The organism is Mammaliicoccus sp. RAM2 (assembly GCF_045897195.1).
Classification (GTDB): Bacteria; Bacillota; Bacilli; order Staphylococcales; family Staphylococcaceae; genus Mammaliicoccus; species Mammaliicoccus sciuri.
Genome location: NZ_JBJNWI010000005.1, coordinates 63,234 through 85,141 on the forward strand (window position 1 = coordinate 63,234; position 21,908 = coordinate 85,141).

A 21,908-nucleotide genomic window follows, 5' to 3' on the forward strand; every position below is an offset into this window, starting at 1 on the left:
ATTAATCTCTCCTTGTTGATTGTCGTTCAACTAAAGTAACATCTAATATTTGATGATGTTCTCTTTGTTTACCTTCCAACTGTTTAATCAACTGTTGACAAGCTTTTTGACCAATTAAATAAGCAGGTTGATGAATCGTTGTTAAACTTGGTGAATATGTACGTGATAACGGAATATCATCATATCCAACAACTTGTATATCATCTGGTACTTTGTATTGATGATTATAAAGAATACTCATGACGTTAAATGCACCTACATCATTACTACAAATAATACTATCAATGTCGTGTTCTTTAATTAAGTTGAGAAAATCATCTTCTGATAAAGATAATTCATTAGTTGAGATATACTTGATGCCCGCTTCATCTAACATTAACTTCGCACCATTGAATCGCTCTCTAAATGATTTGTAATTTAAATCTTGTTCTAAAATAAGAACAGATTGTGCTTTACCATTAATCACTGCTTGAGCTTGAAGTTGTCCACCTTTGTAATGATTTGTTTCAACAAATTCATGATCTTCGTACACACGGTCTAATAGAACAAAAGGCATATTATACGATTTAAATGAATCAAAAGTTTCCTTACTCGATAATTGTGAAGCAATAATGCCACTACAATTATGTACGTTAAATGTATTTAAATAAGCAAGTTCTTTCATATCATTGCCATCACCATTTCCAATAATGATATGATAGCCCAACGCCATCGCTTCATCTTCAACACCTCTAGCAACTACTGTAAAAAAAGGGTTACTCATATCTGGTAACAATAGTCCTATCATTCTAGATTGTCGTTTATATAAAGTTCTTGCTGTTTCGTTAGGTCGATAATTTAATTCTTGAATTGCTTTATCAATTTTATCTTGTGTTTCCTTCTTAACATAACCACTTTTATTAAGCGCTCTAGATACAGTAGCAACAGATACTCCTGCATGTTGCGCAACTTGTTTAATTGTTGCCATACTTCAACTTCCTTTTGTGTAACCGTTTACACAAAAGGATATCACGCAATCTTTATTTATGCAATATTAATTTAAAAAATATTTTCTTTCTTCAGGTGTCGGTATCTTACATTCGTTTTTCAAAATCACTTTATGTCTGATTTTGGCAAATACATCGTAACCAACATCTCGAACACATCTCGGTATCCATTTCAAAGCCCATCCCAATAGTTGATAGCCTTTTATTTGATATAATAAATGAATAATCGCACTTGATTTAATCAATACTTTGTCACCATCTACAACGATAATACTATCAATTTTTTGCAAGTCAGGTCGAACATCAATTAAATGATCACCATATGAAGATTCAAGTTGAGCAAATTGAAAACGAGTCGAAATCTTATGATGAATTAACCACATCACAGCACGATTACAGTATCCACAATCCCCATCATAATAAACAATAGCGATAACAATCACTCCAATCATTATTTTCTTTAACGTAACACGACAGTATGATAAATAAAAGTTTTACGAACACAATTACGAATAATGTCCCTAAAAATAAAAAGTGCTAAGACACTTCTGTCCTAGCACCTCTTCATTTCTATTATTAAGTAGCTTGTTTTTTAAATGCTTTATATTCTTCTTCATTAATTTTGATAATTTTAAATCCTACATATCCAAAGATGACGGATATAATTGGTACTGTATAATTAAAGATTGCATAAATACCATATTCTAATACATTCACATTCAATGTTTGGGCGATAAATACCCCACATGTATTCCATAAGAAGAATACTGAAGTTACTGTACCACCGTCTTCAAGTGCACGTGATAAGTTTTTCGGATGTAGCCTTCTTTCCAAAAATGTATTAATGTACATTCTTGAAGGAACTACAATCGATATGTATTGCTCTGAGCATGAAGCGTTTGTACCTATACATGAGATAATAACAGATGCTATTAAACCACCAGTACCTTTTGCGATTTTTAAAATTTTTGTAATGATAGCTTTCAGCATGCCTGAGTATTCTAGGATGCCTCCAAATGTCATAGCAACTATAGTCATTGAAATTGTATAGAACATGGATTCTAATCCACCTCTGTTGAACAATTCTTTAACTAAGTCGTTTTTTGTTTCTAGTACAAAACCAGTTTGTAATGTTTTCACACTGTCATGAAGACTACCACCTTGAATAAATATTTGTGATAAGAATCCTAAGACAATACCGACGACTAAAGCTGGGATTGCTGGCACTTTAAATGCTACTAACATTATAACAATTACGGGTACGAGCAGTAGCCACGGTGAAATTGTAAATTTATTTAGCATTTCACTATTGATAGCATCTATTTTTGCTTGATCCATATTACCAGCTGAAAATTGTTGTCCTAAAATAAAAAATACAATTAGTGAAATGATAACGGCAGGTACTGTCGTATAGAACATGTGTTTAATATGATCAAATAAATCTGTACCTGTTAGTCCTGCTGCTAAGTTTGTCGTATCTGATAATGGACTCATCTTATCACCAAAGTATGATCCTGATATAATAGCTCCGGCTATCATGCCAGCTGGAATATCCATACTTAATCCGATTCCCATACCTGCTACACCAACTGTTGCCATTGTTGACCAACTACTACCAATTGCTAATGATACGATTGCACAAATAACTGCGATGGTTACTAAAAATAATGATGGCGTTATTAATTTCAAGCCATAGTAAATCATTGTCGCTACTACGCCTCCACCTATCCAAGCACCAATGATCAGTCCAACTAAAATGATAATGACGATTGCTGGTAAGGCTAGCCTAATACCTTTATACATCATTTCTTCAATGTCTTGCCAGCTATACCCATGATAGTACGCTACAATTGCAGCAATTGCTGTTCCTATCATTAACGGTATGTGCGGAGCTTGTTCTAAAACGACTACCGTAAATAACATACTGATAATCATAAATAAAAATGGCACAACGGCCCAAAAGAAACTAATCTCTTTCTTAGATGTACTATTCTTCTCCATAGATAACCTCCTAAAATAAAGCGCTTACATTTATAATTTTAATATTTCATGGTACATATTACAATGCCATAATTACAAAGCCTGGACAAATATTTATGTGCCAGGCTCATACTTATAACTCATATAATTATTCATTAAGCATATATATAACTTCTTGCATAATTTCATTGAATTCTTCTTTATATTCATTGTTAAAACGTAAAATTACTGCTCGTTCGTCTGATTTTAAGCGATTTTTTAATATGTATCTTTTCTCAAATAAACGTTTGATCGCTCTCGCTGATTTATTTTGTTTAATATAGCCTTTTTCAATAGCATCTTTAAGATGTACTTCTTCCACTTCATTTAATTTCATTAAAAAGAAAAATTCATGCTTCTTTAGACCATACTTTTGTTCAATAACTAAAAAGATATTATCAATTTTATTTTGCTGATCGAAAAACGCTGAACATGTTGAAATTGCTTCTGAATAAGATTGAGTCTTCATAGTCTGACCTCCTGTTTTTTTCCATTAATTAGATTTTCTTAAAATAATTTTAACACAAAATTAAATAACATCAATATGGAATTTAAATATATATTTGACAATTTATGTATTTTTATAGCAGTTAATTATCAAACTGAATTGACTAACTCACAAAGTGCATAGAAGTACTATAATTTTACAAATAAAAAAAGATTATAACTGTAATCGTTATAATCTTTTTCTTGTATTCAATTAATTGTAGATACTTACTTTTTAGCTTTATCTTTTAAATAGAATTCTTTTCCAGTAAAGAATTCTGTTGTTAAACTTTTAACTTTAGGCGCTAACATCACGACTGCGATAATATTTGGAATCAATATACATGCAAGTGCAATGTCTAATAAATTCCAGAGTTGTGTACCAGCACCGAATGAACCAAGTGCGATTGATAGTACATAAACAATCTTCATAATAAATCCTGCCGTTAAGCCAAATAAATATTCTGCCATTCTTGAACCATAGTATATAACAACAATGATTGTCGAGAATACGAAGAAGACCATAGAGATAGAAACAATCCAGCTTCCAAATGTTCCAAATGCATTGTAAAATGCACGAGCTGTAAGTGCAGCAGATTGTTCTTTAGCATCATTATCTTTCCAAACATCAGATACTAAAACGACAAATGCTGTCGTACTACATATGATTAATGTATCTACAACAATTTCACTTACACTCCAGAATGCTTGTCTTACAGGATGGTCAGTCTTTGCAGCCGCATGTGCAATTGGTGACGTACCAAGACCTGCTTCATTCGAATAAATACCACGTGCAAATCCCCAACGTACTGTTGTGGCTAACGCAGCACCGAAACTACCACCTAATGCCGCATCTGGATTAAAAGCCTTCTCAACAACTAAAGCAATTACGCTAGGCACATGTTGAATATTCAGTATAATAATCAAGAAGCCCATAATACAATATAAGCCTACCATAACCGGTACGATCATTTCGGTAAATGTTGCAATACGCTGAATACCACCAAATACAACTAAAGCTGCAATAACAGCTAGTACAATTCCTGTTATACCCATGTGAATATCGAATGTATCTTGTACAGTACTTGCTGCTGAATTCCCTTGTACCATAATACTTGGGATAAGTTCAATCATTAAAGCAAATGCAAATACAAACGAGAATACTAGTCCGACTTTTTTATTTTTGAAACCTTTTTTCATATAATATGTAGGTCCACCAACAAATTCTCCTTTATCGTTTTTCTCACGATAATATATACCTAGTACATTTTCGGAATATTTTAATGCCATTCCTAGAAACGCGATCACTAACATCCAAAATACTGCACCAGGTCCACCCATCATAATGGCTGTAGGTACACCGACAATGTTTGCCGCACCTACTGTTGATGATAAAGCAGACATTAACGCTTGCCTCGGAGTAATCGTACCTTCTCCTTTAGGCTCTTTATTAATACTTCCAAAAGTTTGTTTCATCATGTAACCAAAATGTCTGAATTGAATTAAACCTAAATACAATGTTAAAAATAAGCTTGATACTAATAAAAGTGTGACGATTGGATACCCCCATAACCAATCTGAGAATGCTACGATTTTCTCCATAAAATGACCCCTTTGCTATTTTATTTGTGAAATATAAACCAAGCATAATTCTATATTACAGAATATTCTGTAATTTATAAACCTTTTAAAATATAAAAACGGAATAAAATCTTAAGTGTTAAGATTTTATTCCGTCTATTTTATCCTACATGTAATACTCTACAATGTTTTAAAAATTGATGTGAGTATTGTTCTTTAATTTCTTCAATCGAACCATAACATAAACCAATCATGCGCCATTTAGGATTATGACGATAGAATGAGTCTTTTTCTAAACTCCACTTCACCATTTTACCTTCGTGATTATATCTTGGTAATGTCATTTCGTGGCCATCAAGCACATTTAAGAATAATTGAAAGATTTCTGGATCTATTCTTTCAAACTGGTCAATCACTAGCCATTCTCTTTCTGAGTTCGTAATATGTCCTGTAATGAAACCTTCTCTATAATATAAAGCGCCACTTTCATTTGGTAAATATCGACCATATAACATTTCTTCTGAGAAATCAGGATGACCTACTGTATATATACCTTTAGCAAGTTCACGTTCAACATAATGTTTCGCTTTTTTCAAACAGTCTTCCTTATTGTCACAAAGCATTAAAATAATAGGTTTATCTTTTTTAGGTTCATTTTCCTGCTCAGGTTGCACAGACATCTCATATTGATTGCTAGAACTTTCTTTGTACGTCCCGTTACTCATATCTATCATTGCATCATATTGTGCTTTTGTTAAATTAGCAATAGATTGTTTCGAACTATCTTGCAAGAAATATAATTTCTTTAAAGTTTGATGTCTATTTAATTCGCCAATATTCACAGGATTAATATCTTCATGATATTTAACTTCAATACACGTAGAATCTGTTCTACCTGGTTGTGGTGGCAACTTATGTATACTATCTGACACTTCCCCTGTTCCTATTATAGACTGATTAGCATTTCTACTTAAAAATATAATCTGGTCTCCTATTTCTAACTGAGTATAGTATGTATAACCATTTCTCTTTATACCATTTACAGTATGTGTAAAAATTGTATACGTTTGCTCTTCTTCAAATTGAATTTCTTCTGTTAGTAAGAAATACCTAGGGATTTTTATAGCGCCTTGTCCCAAGCCTATAATTAATTCGAATTCTTCTTTCGTAATTCGATTAAACAATTGTTCTGTCATCTGTTTAATTCTAGATTCTAATTGTTCACTTCTTTTTAAATATTCAATAGATAACATTGTTAAAGATTGCTCAAACTTAAATTGGATACTTACTTTTTGATTACCACCCGTTTGAACTTGTAAGATCTCACCGAACCCAAGTAAGCCGACTTGATTTTGTACTTGATAATAAATCACTTTATCTCCTGGTTTGGCTGTCTTAAATGCATGATAGCCTTGCGTTGGATTAAAGCTTGCACCTGATTCAAACACTGCAGTTTGGCCTTCTAATGGTTCCGTATGACGCCACCTATTATATCCACAATTTAACCAAAAGTAGTTTTTTTCTTCAGACATATGTATACTCCTTAATATCTATAATGATCGATTTTCATAATGATGTTTACTTTGATATCTTAACTTTTTCATATAATAATTACGCTTAAAATTTACTTTTTTAACAACACATTAATATTAACATTGTATAAGACATTCACACTCATGTCTATGTTTACAATCATAAAAAAAGAGCCACGGACACATCATAATGTCCAAGACTCTTCAATGATTAATGTATAAAATTATAGCTTGAAACTTGAGAAGCTGGTACCGTTCTGTAAGTTAGTACTCCTGGTGATGAACTAAAATTCATTTCTGATACTTGAATACTTCCGTTTGAATTAATTCTTTCAACAAATGATACATGACCATAGTAGCCAGCTGATGATTGAAGAATTGATCCAACTGACGGTGTATGATTAACTAGATAACCATCTTTAGCAGCTGCACTTGCCCAGTTATTTGCATTCCACCAATAAGTACTAATTGGTTTACCTATAGCTTGACGACGGTTAAATACGTGCCAAGTACATTGACCCCAGTCGTATAAGTTTTGATGATTGAATGTCGGTGATGTGTAACCACTGTTGTTATTTGAATTAGAAGCAGAACCTGAACTTGATGCTGTTCCACTCACTTTTAATTTTTGTCCCGGATAAATGATGAAGTTTGACAAACCATTTAATGACATAATTTTTTGGTATGTCGTTCCATATCTAGCTGCAATCGCTGATAGTGAATCTCCTGACTTAACGGTATAAGTAGAAGTGCTACTTGAAGCATTAGACGCTCCACTATTACTAGAGCTACCCGTGTTACTACTAGAAGTTGCTGTACCAGTAACTTTTAATTTTTGTCCCGGATAAATAATTGTGTTGCTTAACCCATTCAATGACATAATTTTTTGATACGTTGTACCATATTTACCAGCAATAACCCCTAATGTATCTCCCGATTTTACTGTGTAATATGTCGTTGATGAAGTTGAAGTATTACTTGAGCTCGTGTTTGATGTACTTGATGAATTTGAAGTTCCAGGAACTTGCAATACTTGATTAGGAAAAATAAGGTTTGAACTTAATTTATTTAAGCTTTTAATTTTCGCAATCGTTGTATTATGTTTATCAGCAATCAGCCATAAAGAATCTCCGCTTTTAACTTTATAAGTTGCTGCTTCCGCATGATGAGAAGATACTGCAACTGCCACCGAAGCACCAACAAATGCCGCTATTGTCTTTTTCTTCAAAATAACTTACCTCCATCTTCTTACAGTTTTTTTATGAATTCTTATTAATTATACACCGTAATGTTTATCGTTTATATTACAGTTTTATTTCATTTTCATTAATCCTATAATAGTATATTACTTTTAAAGATTAATTAGAAAATGAACAAATATAATAAATCGCATATTATAAATAGCGCAAGGTAAATTGAGTAGGTGGGTAGGAAGATAATATGCGTGAGTCTTCGTGCGTTACACCCTGATTTTGTACCCTATCATACATAAAAACAGTAGAAATTCTATTACAGAATTTCTACTGTTGATTTATTATGCTTTATACGATCAGCGATAACCCTGCTAAGCATGGCATAAGATTGACTAATATGCCGCCTATTTTGAGTCCTGCTGATATGTCTTTATCTTTTAATGTAGAGATTGCAAGTATTAAACCAATTAACGCAATGATAAATGGTATGACTGGCGTTGGATACTTAGGCATTCCGAAAAATAAACCTAATCCTGCAATGACTGCACATACTAATGATAAATATAGAAATTTTTTCATTTGATAGACCCCTATCTACACATAACTAATGATGACTTCTAATTCACCATTTATGTGATTATCTAAATCATCTGCTGTCATGATTAAATGATCGCCTTTTTCTACTTCAAATACATTACCATCTGTAATAATTTCTCCGCTTCCAGCTATCACACTTACTAAGCAATAGTCTCTAGGTTTTCTAAAATTAAATGTCCCACTAATTTCCCACTTTGCAACTGTAAAGAAGTCGCTTTCGATTAATAATGTTCCTTTTTGTTCTTCATCATCAATCTTTTTAGGTGGTACATTTGGACTTTGTGCACCTACTGTTATAACGTCGATACTCTTATCTAAATGAAGTTCCCTCTTCTTGCCGTCTTTATCAATTCTGTCATAATCATAAATTCTATATGTTGTATCAGAATTTTGTTGTGTTTCTAGAATCATAATACCGCTACCTATTGCGTGAACTGTTCCACTAGGTACATAGAAGAAGTCTCCTTTTTCTACTTTTACGCGTTTAAATAAGTGATCCCAATCTTCATTCTGTATAAATTCTTCTAATTGTTGTTTTGTGTTTGCGTATGTTCCATATATAATTTCTGCATCTTCTTTAGCATCTATAATATACCAACATTCTGTCTTACCAAATTCACCGTTTTCATGTTCATGTGCATATGTATCATCAGGATGTACTTGTACAGATAGTTGATCATTTGCATCAAGAATCTTAGTTAATAATGGGAACTTTTCTTCTGTAGGATTACCGAAAAGTCCTGGGTGATTTAACCAAACTTCATCTAAAGTTTGTCCTTTATATGGTCCGTTTGCGATTTCGTTTGGCCCATTTACATGTGCAGATATTCCCCAACATTCACCGATTCGTCCTTCAGGCAGGTTATATCCCATATTTTCTAAATTTCTACCACCCCATATACGTTCTTTGAATACAGGCTTTAAAATTAATGGAGACATTCAATCATCCTTTTCTTATTGTTGTTATATATTGTATACCGCTTATTTTTATAATCGTTTTAATGTACCAATGGTGATTGTACCATAACGACACTATATTGTGGAATACTCATAACACAGATAGATCGAATTTATAACTATTATTAATTTTATAATTATTAAAATGCATAATACTATTTATTAAAATAAATATCTCCTCCTGGTCCTAGAGGTATACCAAGTAAGTACCATATAATCATAAATAATGGCCAAACGATTCCTAACACAATTGAATATGGCATTAAACTAGATATTAATGTACCTAGTTTCATATTTTTATCATATTTTTGAGCATATGAAAGTAATAATGGTAAATATGGCATCATCGGTGTAATCGGATTTGTAATGGAGTCGCCGATACGATAAACCATTTGTGTAAATGCTGGATGATAGCCTAATAACATAAACATTGGTATAAAGATTGGTGCTAATATTGCCCATTTAGCTGAGGCACTTCCGATTAATAGATTGATAAGACTACTTAAAATTATAAATCCAATAATCAAGATGACTCCATTTTGACCTTGCAATAATTCTGCACCTTTTACAGAGATCACAATACCTAAATTGCTCCATTCTAAATATGCTAAAAGTTGAGCAGCAAAAAATACAATAACGATAAAGCTACCCATTGTGGACATGGAATCTGATAACATTTTTCCTAAATCTTTTGTATTTGAGATTTTCCCGGAAAGAATACCATATACAAATCCAGGCACGAAAAAGATAACTAAAATAATGATACCTACACCATCCATCAATGGTGCTTTATCAATTAAACTACCTGTCTTTGGATTTCTTAACCAACCATTTTCAGGAATCGCTAAAGCAAGTAATAACGCTACAACAACAAAGAAACTAATATTCGCAAACTTCAATGCTTTACTTTCTTTTGCACTAATTTCATTATCATCTCTTTGATCCTCAGAACCTTCATCAGGTTTATATATACCTAAACGCGGAATAACGACTTTCATACTGACGTAATAAATAGCTGGTAATAATATAATTGTTGATGCTGCAATAAAATACCAGTTCATCGCGACATTTAAATTGATATCTTTATCAATTATTTCAGCTGCTGGTTTCGTAAACGCATATACTAACGCATCACTCATACCTAATGTAACGTTCGCAGCAAATGCACCTAGTGCTGAGGCATAAGCCATCGCAAGTCCAGCAATCGGATGATAACCTAACTTTATAAAGACTAATGCTGTTAATGGTGGTAACACGACTGGCGCTGCATCTCCTGCAGCATTACCGATAATACCTACAAATATAATAATTGGTACAATGATTTTTCTAGGTGCTTTCTGAACAACTTGTATCATTAACTTATCAAAATACCCCGTCTTTTCAGCAACACCTATCCCTAACATAACTGCTAGTACTAATCCTAATGCGGGAAATTCCGAAAAATTCGTGATAGATTCACTAATAATTTTTCCGAAACCTTCTCTAGAAATTAAATTTGTAACTTCTACAGTCTTTCCAGTTGCAGGACTTTCAACTTTTATGTGAAATAATGAAATAAACCAAGACAGAAATATTAACGCTGCACATAAGAAGAAAAATAGTATACTTGGATCGGGCAATCTATTCCCTGCTCTTTCTATTAAATTTAGAAATCTATTAATGATTGAAACTCTTTCTTTTGTTTGATTCATATATTATCCTCCCATCAGTAAATTAAAAACAGTATATCAAACTGTATTTATTTTTTGAAGGTTCTGATAATTTTACAAATGTTTTTATAACAAGTCTTTATAAAAATTTTTAAATCGCATTTAAGTGTAAATTTGGCATCTTTTTTTAAGAATTAACATTGATAAAGTGCACAGTTGACCTTATACTAAGTATACAGATGATAAGTTGTAATAAATGTACTTCATTTTCGAATAGACATCATGCAATTTATTATTAACTGTAAGAAGTCTTTATATATGATTATGAAATGGAACGGATGGGGTTACATACCCTAAAGCGATAAGCCTCCTGAAGCTTATCGCTTTTAATTTTGCATAAAATAAAAAACTGCTATCATGTCTCTGTAAGACACCAATAGCAGTTATCATCATCAATTATTATTGTTCTGTTTTTTTAATATTACTAAGTACAACTTTTTCCACTTCTTCTAAATGAAATGCCATCTTATGTTGCGCAAGCTCTGCATTTTGAGATTTAATAGCTTCAAAAATTTCTTTATGCTCATTATATAACTTCTCGATTGATTTACTTTTCGTATATAAATAAATCCTTCTCGTTTCTTTCATTGTATGTCTCATGATTTCAGATACATTTAACAATAATTGTTTAAGCATATCATTTTTAGCCGCTTCTACTACAGCTAAATGAAATTTCAAATCAGAAGCTTCTCCTAATTCATTGTCTTGAATGGCTTGTTTCATATCTTTTAATGCAGATTCAATAGCATGCAAGTCATCATCTGTTCTTTTTTCTGCTGCTAGTCTTGATACACCGACTTCAACAATTTTACGGACTTCTAGTAAATTTTCAATATCTTTAACGTCTCCATTGATTGCTTCGATATTAAAATAAACTTCTTCTCTTTCAACGATGAAAGTACCTTGCCCGTGTTTAATTTCTACATAGCCCATTGCTCTTAACGCATTCAATGCTTCTCTTATCGTTGCTTGTCCTACCCCAAAACTTTCAGATAAAGCCTTTATAGATGGTAAGCGGTCTCCTATTTTCAAACGACCTTCATTAATATCTAATATGATGACATCTGCAACTTTTTCGTATAATTTCTTGTTCGATATCTTCATTCTTCTTTCTCCACCTTGTTAAAATCATTAGTAGAGCAATTATATCATTTAAAATATATTTCATCTTAAAGAATTTAAATTATTGATGAAATTCTCTTTTAATACTTTCCATTGCTTCTTCTAATGTTGCACCTGTTGATAAAGATACACTTGCTAAAAATGCACCTTCTACAATGGGACCGTCTACTTTGTACAATTTATGTTCACCATCATATAAGTCTAACGCCATGTCTAAATTCATTTCAGATGAACCAATATCGTAAAATAACAATGCATCTTCAGTTAATGCATCAATCACTTCATTAACCGTATCAATACTTGTGCCGATTTCACCTTCATTTGTCCCACCTTTCGCGATAACTGTAACACTTGGAGACATTTGTTCCAATAATGCTTTTACACCTTGTGCGATATCGTTACTATGACTAATAATACCTATTGTCGCCATATTTACACACCCTCACTTAAAGCTTTTAATACATAAACCATACTTTGAGCGCCAGGATCTATATGTCCTATAGAATCCTTTTTGAAATAGGCTGCTCTACCTTTAGTTGCTTCTAAATCTTTAGTATCTTCAGCGAACTGTTGCAACACATCTTCAGATAATGAATCTCCATTCGATAAGTGATCTGAGGCTTTTAATAACACATCATACATTGTTTTTTCGCCGCCTGTTACTTTACCTCTAGCTGCAACTGCATCTTTAAAAGTATTTATATATTCTAATAAATTATCAGAAGTGATTTCATCATAATCTAGACCTGCCATTTTAACAAAGCTAAATCCATACAGTGGACCTGATGCACCACCTACTGAACTCATTAAAGTCATGCCAGTAGATTTCAATATATCACTCACTGTATCTCCTGTAACTTTTTCGTCCACTGCTTTAAATCCGCGTAACATATTAACACCATGGTCGCCATCACCAATTGCTCTATCTAATTGTGTTAAATTTTGTTCTTCTTGTTCAAACGTATGACTTAAATCTTTAAGTTTGTTTAACAATGTTTCTGCGTTCATTTAAAATGCCTCCTATTTAAAATATTTACTTTCTGTCGGTGCGTTAAATGCTTTTTCAACTTCTTGTTGATAAGGCACTAATGTAATAGAAAATCCTTGCATATCGAGTGCAGTCATATAATTACCAACAAAATATTTTTTAACCTCTAATTCATTTTGCTCTGCATATTCATTAAAATAATGCGCGATGATTGCAAGTTCAGAATCTGGTGTCGCACCCATACCATTAATCATAACGATTAATGATTTATCAGAAACTTCCTTTTCAAGTTCATGCATTAAACGATTAATGATTTTATCGATTGTTTCAATATTTTCTTGATAAATACCACGTTCACCATGAATACCAATACCAATCTCCATTTTATTATCATCTAAATCAAATCCGTATTGACCAGTTGTTGGTACTAAACAAGGATAAATGGCCATTCCAATTGTTCTAATATTTTCAATAAATGATTCTACTTTTTCTTTAATAGCTGCTAAATTATATCCATTATCAGATAGATAGCCGGCATACTTATGTACAAGAACTGTACCCGCTACACCTCTTCTATCTTGTTCATTTTCAATAGAAATATCATCACGTACGATAACGGATTGGCAAGAAATACCTTCCATTTCTGCCATCTCTTGTGCCATTTCAAAGTTCATAACATCTCCGGCATAGTTCTTAATGATTAATAAGACACCTTCATCAGTCGCGACATGTTTAATCGCTTCGAGAATTTTATCTGGTGTTGGAGAAGTAAAGACTTCACCACATACAGCTGCATCTAACATACCTTCAGCAACATATCCAGCATGTGCAGGTTCATGACCAGAACCACCACCAGAAACTAAAGCAACACCACTCTTTTTAACATTTTTACGAACGACAACATTGCCGCTAATAATTTCAACTGAGTTATCCATTACTTCGATTCCCTTAAGCATATCCGCTACAAAGTTTGTTTTTTCATTCATTAATTTCTTCATAAAATGACCTCCCGCCTAAATTCTATGTTTTCTATTCCATTATAAAACGTTTAGATACGTAAGCGTTAACAATATGAGTTAATAAGAAATATTAATTTAAGAATGAGTGGATATGGGGCATACGGACAGAATTCCGAAAAATGTCCCTAACATGGCGCTTAGAGACAGAATTCTGAGAAATATCCCTAAGAGAGTACCCATCTTATTACCATTATTCTGAATTATGGTTGATACATTCCAACACACAAATAAAAAATCCGAGACAACAGGTTTTGTCTCGGATTTCAACTCATTATTCTTCTATTCGATATACTCTTGTTTCAAATGGTTCTAATGCGTTGGTATTTTCTATCGTTATATAGTTGTGCAATAATAACTTACTTCTTTCTAGATTAAGTGGATATGTGATAGTAGCTTTTTCGCTTGTTAAGTTACACATAATAATAACTTCTTCGTTATCTAATATGCGCTTATAACTATAGATTTGTTTATGATCTTTATCGACTAGTTCGTATTTACCGTAATTAAACACGTCGTAATCTTTTTTCAATTGAATCAAACGCTTATAATAATTTAATACAGAATGCTCATCTTCTAACTGACCTGCTACGTTGATTGTTTTGTAATTTGGATTTACGTGGAACCATGGTTCTGTTGTGGAAAATCCTGCATACGCACGATTATCCCACTGCATCATTGATCGAGAATTATCTCTATTTACTTTACTCAAGTTATTTAATAAAGATGATGTATCTTCTCCATTTTGTTCTTTCAATTTAATTTCATTTTTAACAGAAACATCATTAAAATCTTCTAATGATTCAAACGGATAGTTCGTCATCCCTATTTCTTGTCCTTGGTAAATAAATGGTGTGCCTTTTTGTAAGAAATAATTTGTCGCATGACTTGTTGCACTTTCATACCAATAATGCTCATCATCTCCCCAAGTTGAAACGAGTCTTGGTTGATCATGATTTTCGATAAATAGTGCATTCCAGCCTACACCTTCAAGTTGGTCTTGCCATTTAGACATGATATTTTTATATTGTATAACATCAAATCCACTATCTTCTGTATTCCATAATCCTAAATGTTCGAACTGAAAAATCATATTAAATATACCATTATCAAAGCCTACCCAATCATTCGCATCATCAGGACTGACACCATTTGCTTCACCTACCGTCATAATGTCATATTTATTGAATGTTTCATCTCTCAATTCACGTAAATGATTTAATATACCTGGTCTATTCGTATAACGTTCAAATGCTGCTTTATACTGTTCATCACCAGGTTCTACTGGTATGTCGCCATCTTCAAATGATTTTTGAATATGTGTAATCGCATCTACTCGGAAACCATCGATACCTTTATCAAACCACCAGTTAATCATATTATATAATTCCGAACGGACCGCTTCATTCTCCCAATTTAAATCTGGTTGTTTTTTACTGAAAATGTGCAAGTAATACTCATCTGTTTCTTCAGTTCTTTCCCAAGCTGAACCGTTGAATATACTGCCCCAGTTATTAGGTTCTTTACCGTCTTTTCCTTCTTGCCATATATACCAATCTCTTTTAGGATTGTCTTTACTCGATTTAGACTCGATAAACCATGGATGTTCATCTGATGTATGATTGATGACTAAATCCAATATGAGTTTCATACCTTTATCGTGTGTCTCTTTTAAAAGTAATTCAAAGTCCTCCATCGTACCAAACTCATCCATAATGTCTTGATAATCACTAATATCATAGCCATTATCATCATTAGGTGATTTAAATATTGGTGAAACCCAAATCACATCTATACCTAGATCTTTCAAATAATCTAACTTTTCTCTAATACCATTTATATCACCAATACCATCATTGTTAGAATCATTAAAACTTCTAGGATAAACTTGATAACATACCGCTTCTTTCCACCAAATTCGTTCCTCCATCATTTAGTCACCTCTTATTTTATCGTTGATTTTCTCTCTATTATATCTGTTGGAATAATCGTATTTTTTCTTAAAATATTAGGATTCTCAATCAGTTTAATTAATGCTATACCTGCTTCCTCACCTAAATGTTCAGGATAAATATTTACAACCGTTTGAGGTGGTGAAGCAAAAGTATTAATAAATGAATCATTAAATGTTGCTGTCATCACTTCATCTGGCACTCTTATATTAAGTTCATATAATGCGCTTAATAAATTAATATTGATCATGCTATCTGATGTAATAATCGCTGTAGGGCAAGCCGCAGTTTCTTTCATTTCTTTAATGATTGCTAATATTTCATCTCTATTAGGATTTGCATGATAAATTTCATATTGATTAATACCATGTTTATCGCAAGCTTTCTTAAAGCCTTCTACCCTATCCAATGCAACAGCATATGAATCTGGTTCAGCTATAAAAGCTATATGTTCATGCCCTTTTTGAATCATAAATTCAGTTATCATTTGGCTTGCTTCGACATTATCATTGTCGATATGAATAATTTCTCTTTCACCTAGTTGTTTACCTACAACAACAAACGGAAATTGATATTTTTTGAGTAGTTGTGTAACAGGATCATTTTCTTTTGAATAAAGCATAATAAAGCCATCTATTGATTTAGATTTAATGAGATTTTCAACTTCAACTAATAAGTCAGCTTGTTCAACTGATGTTGTCATAATCGTAGAATATTCTCTTTGTTTACAAGCAATTGATATCCCCATAAGAACATCTGTAAAGAATGGATTTTGCGTCATTTCTTTAGAAGCTGATTTTAAAATTAAACCAATCGTTTTAGATTTTTGTGTTACAAGTGTTCTCGCGGCAATATTAGGTTGGTAGCCCAATTGCTTCATCACAGCTTTAACTTTCTTTGATGTCTTATCACTTATACTTTTATGTCCACTAATCACTCTTGATACTGTTGATGGTGCAACATTTGCTTCTTTCGCAACATCTTTTATTGTAACCACGAGATCACTCCTTTATTATCCTTTTGTAGCACCTGCCGTTAAACCAGTCACTAAGTATCTTTGTAATAATAAGAATACGATAGAAATTGGTATTGCAATCATCATTGCCCCAGCAGCAAATACTGTAAAGTTGTTTCCGAATTTATCATTTATAAAATTAAATAATCCGACTGCTAGTGTGTATTTTTCAGGACTTCTTAATAATATTCTTGGCAGAATAAAGTCCATAAACGGTCCCATAAAATTAAATAGTGCAACAACTGCTAGAATCGGTTTAGCTAACGGTAACATAATTGTGAAAAATATTCTCATATGTCCTGCACCATCTATTTTAGCAGATTCATCTAATTCTTTAGGGATTGTATCGAAATATCCTTTTACTAAGAATGCATTCATCGGAATGGAACCACCTATATAAATTAAAGTAAGACCAAATAGTGAATCTAATAAGCCTATTGTATTTAATAAGATATAAATTGCTACCATTGCCATCAATACAGGGAACATTTGTAAAATTAAAAATGCAATCAGTCCGTATTTTCTACCGACAAAACGATATCTAGAAAATGCGTATGACGTTAAACCAACAAAGATCACTGAGAATAATGCATTAGCCGTCGCCACGATTAAAGTATTCTTATACCAAGTGAGGTAGTCACTTGATGGATCAGTTAGTAAATAAATATAATTTTTCAAAGATGCATCTTTCGGAATCATCGAAGAACCATAAAGATTAGAACCTGAGTTGAGTGATAATCCTAAAGTCCACAGTAATGGATAAATAATGATAATAAACATAATAATCAAAATGCCATACATGATAATCGCTCTTAATATATTTTTATTCTTCTTATTCATTAAATATCCCCCTCATCTTTAAAAGTACTCGTCTTTCTAAATTGTAAGAATGCAATAATGGCAATAAACACGCCAATAATTAATGAAATCGTTGCAGCCATATTATAATTTTGCATATCAAATGTTAATCGATAAACCCATGAAATTAAGATATCTGTACTACCTGCATTCTGACCAGAAACAGGTGGACCACCTTTATTAAATAAGTAAATTAAATTAAAGTTATTAAAGTTTCCTGCGTATTGCATAATTAATAATGGTGCAGTCGCAAATAAAATATGTGGAAACGTAATATTTCTAAATTTTTGCCAACTTGATGCGCCGTCCATATCTGCCGCTTCATACCAGTCTGATGAAATACTTTGTAGAACACCTGTGAATAAAGCAAATACGAATGGGAATCCAAGCCATACTTGAATTAATATTAAAGCAACCTTTGCCCAGAACGGATCATTTAACCATGCTGGTGCAATACCAAATAATGGTTGTAAGATATCATTATTAATCGAACCAAAATCATCATTAAAAATGGCAGCAAAGATTAATATTGTCACAAACGATGGCACTGCCCAAGGTAAGATTAATACTGTTCTAATTAGCTTTTTAAATCTAATAAGTGGATGATTAACAATAATAGCGAGTAATAACGCTAACGCGATTTGTAAAGTAGTCGCTACTAAAGTCCAAACAATCGTCCAAGTTAATACGTTAAAGAATGTTGTCTTCCAAATAGGTACCGTAACTAATGATTTAAAGTTATCAAATCCTACCCATTCTAATAAATGTCTAGGTGGTGCATTATATAAATTGTAGTTTGTAAAAGCTAAAAAACACATGAATAAAAGTGGAAATACGACAACAAATATTAATAAAAAGATACCCGGTGATATTAATAAATATGGGAAAGTCTTATCCCATGTCGCCGTCATTCGACCTTTACGATCTTTAATTTCAAATCCTTTATTATATTGATCTGCATTACGATAAGCATCTATGATATTCACGATATATAAAGTGATCGCAAATGCAATTAATAATAACGAAATGATACCTTGTGCTAATAGAACCCTTGAATCATCTAATTTAGGCACTGTACCTAAAGTGAATAATCCCCAGAATCCAATATTCATAAATTGATAAAATACTGAAATAAAACTAATAAAAAATACGATAAATATACTACCTTTTATATATCTTTTATTATAGAATTGGCCAATACCTGGAATAATCGATAGCACGGCTGCTAATTTTGGATTTCTCATTTTCACACCTTCTTTTATTTTTTAGATGCATTCATAATTTCTACTTGTTCATCAATACCGTTTTTCGCTTCATCAAGTGCTTCTTTAGGGTCTTTACCGTTGGACATAAATACTGCTGCATTTCCCATCGGATCCCATACTTGACTCATCTCTGGAATATTTGGCATTGGAATAGCATTTTGAGCTTGTTCTTCATATGGCTTTAATAATTTATTTTTAGAAGAAACGTCTGTACGACCTGTAATTTCTTGCATTTCATCTGTATATTTCTGCATATTATCTTTATTTGTTAAATACAGCATTAAGTTTTTAGCCCAGTATTTCTCTTCACTATATTCGGATATAAACCAACCTCTTACCCCTAAAAATGGTTTCATTTCTTTACCATTATCAGTTGGGAAAGTTGCTGTTCCGAAATCATCGCCAAGTGCTTCTTTAAACTCATTCGTTTGCCAAGGTCCTGTAACAAACATGCCTACTTTGCCTTCTTTAAACAGCCCAACAATTACATCTTGATTAGCTGACTTCGTAATATATCCTTTGTCATACCAAGATTGTAATCTCTCTCCATTTTTCACGACAGATGGATCATTTACTGCAACATCATTTGTATTAAATCCATCTTTTTCTTCTTTAAATATGTATCCGCCTTGTGAGAATAAAAATGGATAATTAAAGTAGAAGTTCTTTGCATCAAACATAAATCCATATTGCTTTTTATCTTTATCCGTTACATCTTTTGCGATTCTTTCAACATCATCCATCGTCTTTGGTGGTTTCTTAACGAGTTTCTTGTTATAGACAACAGCCGTTGATTCTACGATAACGGGTAATGCTAACTGTTTACCTTCATAATTTAAAGCTTGTAAAGCTTCTTTGGAATAACCTTTCAATTCTTCATCTGTAAAATCAATTTCTGCCGCTAATCCTTGTAAATATGCATCACCTGCACGGTCATGCGGTTGAAAGAATAAGTCAGGTCCATTACCTGAAGGACCATCAAGCGATAAGTTATCTACTTGATCATCTTGAGCTGTATTTTTTAGAATGACTTTAATACCTGTCTTTTTTGTATAATCTTCCGTTACTTTCTTGTAAAAAGACATTTGTCTATCGCCATCTACCCACATCGTAAGTGACTTAGGTTTGGCTGTTTTTTCATCATCGTTAAGTGCTTTATCAATATCTTCTTGTGTTCGATTAGGACCACAACTTGCAAGCAATAATGTCACGAGTAATATTGAGCAAATTTTTATTAAATGTTTCATCTAATCCCCTTCTTTCATTAATTGTTGATTCACTCAATAAATTAATTTTTTATTTTTTCTCCAGTTTCCTTATCAAAGAAGTGACATTTATTTAAATCTAAAGCGAGCTCAATTTCATCATTTGGATGAATCACTGTTCTAGCATCTAACTTGGCACATATTTCTTCATCGTTAAATAATCCGTGGATCATAATTTCAGAACCTAATAACTCACTAACAAGTACTTTAGTTTTGAAGGTTACATCTTTATTAGCCTTGATAAATACAGGTTCATCATGAATGTCTTCTGGTCGAATACCGAATCGTATCGTCTTGCCATCATAGCCGTTATGATTTAACATGCGTGCTTTACTTTCATTTAATTTAATCACTTGATTGCCAATCACTAACTCGTCTTTATTAACCTTTGCGTCAAAGATATTCATTGCAGGTGAGCCAATAAATTGTGCAACAAACTCATTCTCAGGTGCGTCATATACTTCACGAGGTGTACCTATTTGCATAATATCGCCATCTTTTAAGACAACAATACGTGTCGCCATTGTTAAAGCTTCTGTTTGGTCATGTGTGACATAAATCGTTGTAGTTTGTAATCGTTCATGCAACTTTAATATTTCCGTTCTCATTTGAACTCTTAATTTCGCGTCTAAATTAGATAAAGGTTCATCCATTAAGAATACTTTCGCATCTCTTACAATCGCTCGACCTAATGCAACCCTTTGTCTTTGACCACCTGATAAAGCTTTAGGTTTTCTTGGTAAATATTCCTTTAATCCAAGAATTTCAGCTGCGTATTGAACCCTTTTATCTATTTCTTTTTTATTCATTTTTCGTAGTTTAAGACCAAACGCCATATTATCATAGACTGTCATATGTGGGTATAATGCATAATTTTGAAAGACCATTGCGATATCTCTATCTTTCGGTGCGACATCATTCATTCTTCGATCATCAATTGAAAAATTTCCTGATGTAATGTCTTCTAATCCTGCGATCATTCTCAAAGTTGTAGACTTTCCACACCCTGATGGACCAACGAAAACAATAAACTCTTTATCTTTAATATGTAAGTTAAAATCATGTACTACAGTATTACCTTTGTCGTAAGTCTTCTTTATATTCTCTAATTTCATTTCAGCCATAGATAAACCCTCCATAATTGTAATCGCTTTCAAATTTTAATATAGATTTATCATATGTGTAAAAAGTTAAAAAGTCAACAATTTTATGCAAACGATTGCATAGTTGATTTCCAGCAATATGAGTCATTTATTTTCAAAAGAAAGCCTTTACATGCAAACGATTGTATCTTTTTTGAGTTAAACTTCTTGCAATTATAGTACATAGGGTGTACTATACTCTTTGTATTAAGTACAGGAGGTGTA

General features: G+C 32.5%; 20 protein-coding genes. All 20 read right to left on the reverse strand.

What is annotated here, in order from left to right; translation table 11 throughout:
- Position 1: 1 nt before the first annotated feature.
- The 20 genes from ACJTHF_RS08580 to ACJTHF_RS08675 all read right to left on the reverse strand — a co-directional run bounded on the left by ACJTHF_RS08580 (position 2) and on the right by ACJTHF_RS08675 (position 21,665).
- Positions 2-967 (reverse strand): LacI family DNA-binding transcriptional regulator, encoded by a 966-nt coding sequence (locus ACJTHF_RS08580; RefSeq protein WP_058591123.1) that lies wholly within the window; start codon positions 965-967, stop codon positions 2-4.
- Between the two features lie 66 nt (positions 968-1,033).
- Entirely contained in the window at positions 1,034-1,438 is a 405-nt protein-coding gene (locus ACJTHF_RS08585) for a thiol-disulfide oxidoreductase DCC family protein (RefSeq protein WP_201277786.1), read from the reverse strand.
- A 124-nt stretch (positions 1,439-1,562) separates the two neighbouring features.
- Positions 1,563-2,987, reverse strand: coding sequence for a Na+/H+ antiporter NhaC (nhaC, locus tag ACJTHF_RS08590; RefSeq protein WP_407812613.1), 1,425 nt, complete (start codon positions 2,985-2,987; stop codon positions 1,563-1,565).
- 127 nt (positions 2,988-3,114) lie between these two features.
- The gene (locus ACJTHF_RS08595) at positions 3,115-3,474 is read right to left on the reverse strand and encodes a transcriptional regulator, SarA/Rot family (protein ID WP_048541006.1); all 360 of its coding nucleotides are present in this window, start codon (positions 3,472-3,474) and stop codon (positions 3,115-3,117) included.
- A 245-nt stretch (positions 3,475-3,719) separates the two neighbouring features.
- The gene (locus tag ACJTHF_RS08600) at positions 3,720-5,093 is read right to left on the reverse strand and encodes an alanine/glycine:cation symporter family protein (protein ID WP_232157239.1); all 1,374 of its coding nucleotides are present in this window, start codon (positions 5,091-5,093) and stop codon (positions 3,720-3,722) included.
- Between the two features lie 140 nt (positions 5,094-5,233).
- Positions 5,234-6,604, reverse strand: coding sequence for an EVE domain-containing protein (locus ACJTHF_RS08605; RefSeq protein ID WP_106417244.1), 1,371 nt, complete (start codon positions 6,602-6,604; stop codon positions 5,234-5,236).
- 211 nt (positions 6,605-6,815) lie between these two features.
- Positions 6,816-7,832 (reverse strand): LysM peptidoglycan-binding domain-containing protein, encoded by a 1,017-nt coding sequence (locus ACJTHF_RS08610; RefSeq protein WP_088592217.1) that lies wholly within the window; start codon positions 7,830-7,832, stop codon positions 6,816-6,818.
- 313 nt (positions 7,833-8,145) lie between these two features.
- Positions 8,146-8,376, reverse strand: coding sequence for a hypothetical protein (locus ACJTHF_RS08615; protein ID WP_048541014.1), 231 nt, complete (start codon positions 8,374-8,376; stop codon positions 8,146-8,148).
- A 15-nt stretch (positions 8,377-8,391) separates the two neighbouring features.
- Positions 8,392-9,333 carry a mannose-6-phosphate isomerase, class I gene (gene manA, locus ACJTHF_RS08620; protein ID WP_058591127.1) on the reverse strand — a complete coding sequence of 314 codons (942 nt, stop codon included), beginning with the start codon at positions 9,331-9,333 and terminating at the stop codon, positions 8,392-8,394.
- A 173-nt stretch (positions 9,334-9,506) separates the two neighbouring features.
- Complete coding sequence (locus tag ACJTHF_RS08625; protein ID WP_058591128.1) at positions 9,507-11,042, reverse strand: AbgT family transporter; 1,536 nt, start codon at positions 11,040-11,042, stop codon at positions 9,507-9,509.
- A 417-nt stretch (positions 11,043-11,459) separates the two neighbouring features.
- Positions 11,460-12,164, reverse strand: coding sequence for a FadR/GntR family transcriptional regulator (locus ACJTHF_RS08630; RefSeq protein ID WP_025906426.1), 705 nt, complete (start codon positions 12,162-12,164; stop codon positions 11,460-11,462).
- A gap of 79 nt (positions 12,165-12,243) precedes the next feature.
- Positions 12,244-12,612, reverse strand: coding sequence for a dihydroxyacetone kinase phosphoryl donor subunit DhaM (dhaM, locus tag ACJTHF_RS08635; RefSeq protein WP_058591129.1), 369 nt, complete (start codon positions 12,610-12,612; stop codon positions 12,244-12,246).
- Positions 12,613-12,614: 2 nt separating this feature from the next.
- On the reverse strand, positions 12,615-13,190 hold the full coding sequence (dhaL, locus tag ACJTHF_RS08640; protein WP_058591130.1) for a dihydroxyacetone kinase subunit DhaL: 576 nt from the start codon (positions 13,188-13,190) through the stop codon (positions 12,615-12,617).
- A gap of 12 nt (positions 13,191-13,202) precedes the next feature.
- Positions 13,203-14,168: a dihydroxyacetone kinase subunit DhaK gene (gene dhaK / locus ACJTHF_RS08645; RefSeq protein WP_232157246.1), complete on the reverse strand. Its 966-nt coding sequence runs from the start codon at positions 14,166-14,168 to the stop codon at positions 13,203-13,205.
- A gap of 292 nt (positions 14,169-14,460) precedes the next feature.
- Positions 14,461-16,116, reverse strand: coding sequence for a glycoside hydrolase family 13 protein (locus ACJTHF_RS08650; protein WP_107609240.1), 1,656 nt, complete (start codon positions 16,114-16,116; stop codon positions 14,461-14,463).
- Positions 16,117-16,130: 14 nt separating this feature from the next.
- Positions 16,131-17,135, reverse strand: coding sequence for a LacI family DNA-binding transcriptional regulator (locus ACJTHF_RS08655; RefSeq protein WP_058591132.1), 1,005 nt, complete (start codon positions 17,133-17,135; stop codon positions 16,131-16,133).
- A 15-nt stretch (positions 17,136-17,150) separates the two neighbouring features.
- A complete protein-coding gene (locus tag ACJTHF_RS08660; RefSeq protein WP_025906438.1) occupies positions 17,151-17,993 on the reverse strand; it encodes a sugar ABC transporter permease in 843 nt (280 codons plus the stop codon).
- Positions 17,993-19,261: a sugar ABC transporter permease gene (locus ACJTHF_RS08665; protein WP_232157248.1), complete on the reverse strand. Its 1,269-nt coding sequence runs from the start codon at positions 19,259-19,261 to the stop codon at positions 17,993-17,995. The genes ACJTHF_RS08660 and ACJTHF_RS08665 overlap by 1 nt, the downstream gene beginning before the upstream one ends.
- Positions 19,262-19,269: 8 nt before the next feature.
- Positions 19,270-20,523 carry an extracellular solute-binding protein gene (locus ACJTHF_RS08670; RefSeq protein WP_232157249.1) on the reverse strand — a complete coding sequence of 418 codons (1,254 nt, stop codon included), beginning with the start codon at positions 20,521-20,523 and terminating at the stop codon, positions 19,270-19,272.
- A 41-nt stretch (positions 20,524-20,564) separates the two neighbouring features.
- Positions 20,565-21,665 (reverse strand): ABC transporter ATP-binding protein, encoded by a 1,101-nt coding sequence (locus tag ACJTHF_RS08675; RefSeq protein WP_048541034.1) that lies wholly within the window; start codon positions 21,663-21,665, stop codon positions 20,565-20,567.
- Positions 21,666-21,908 lie beyond the last annotated feature (243 nt).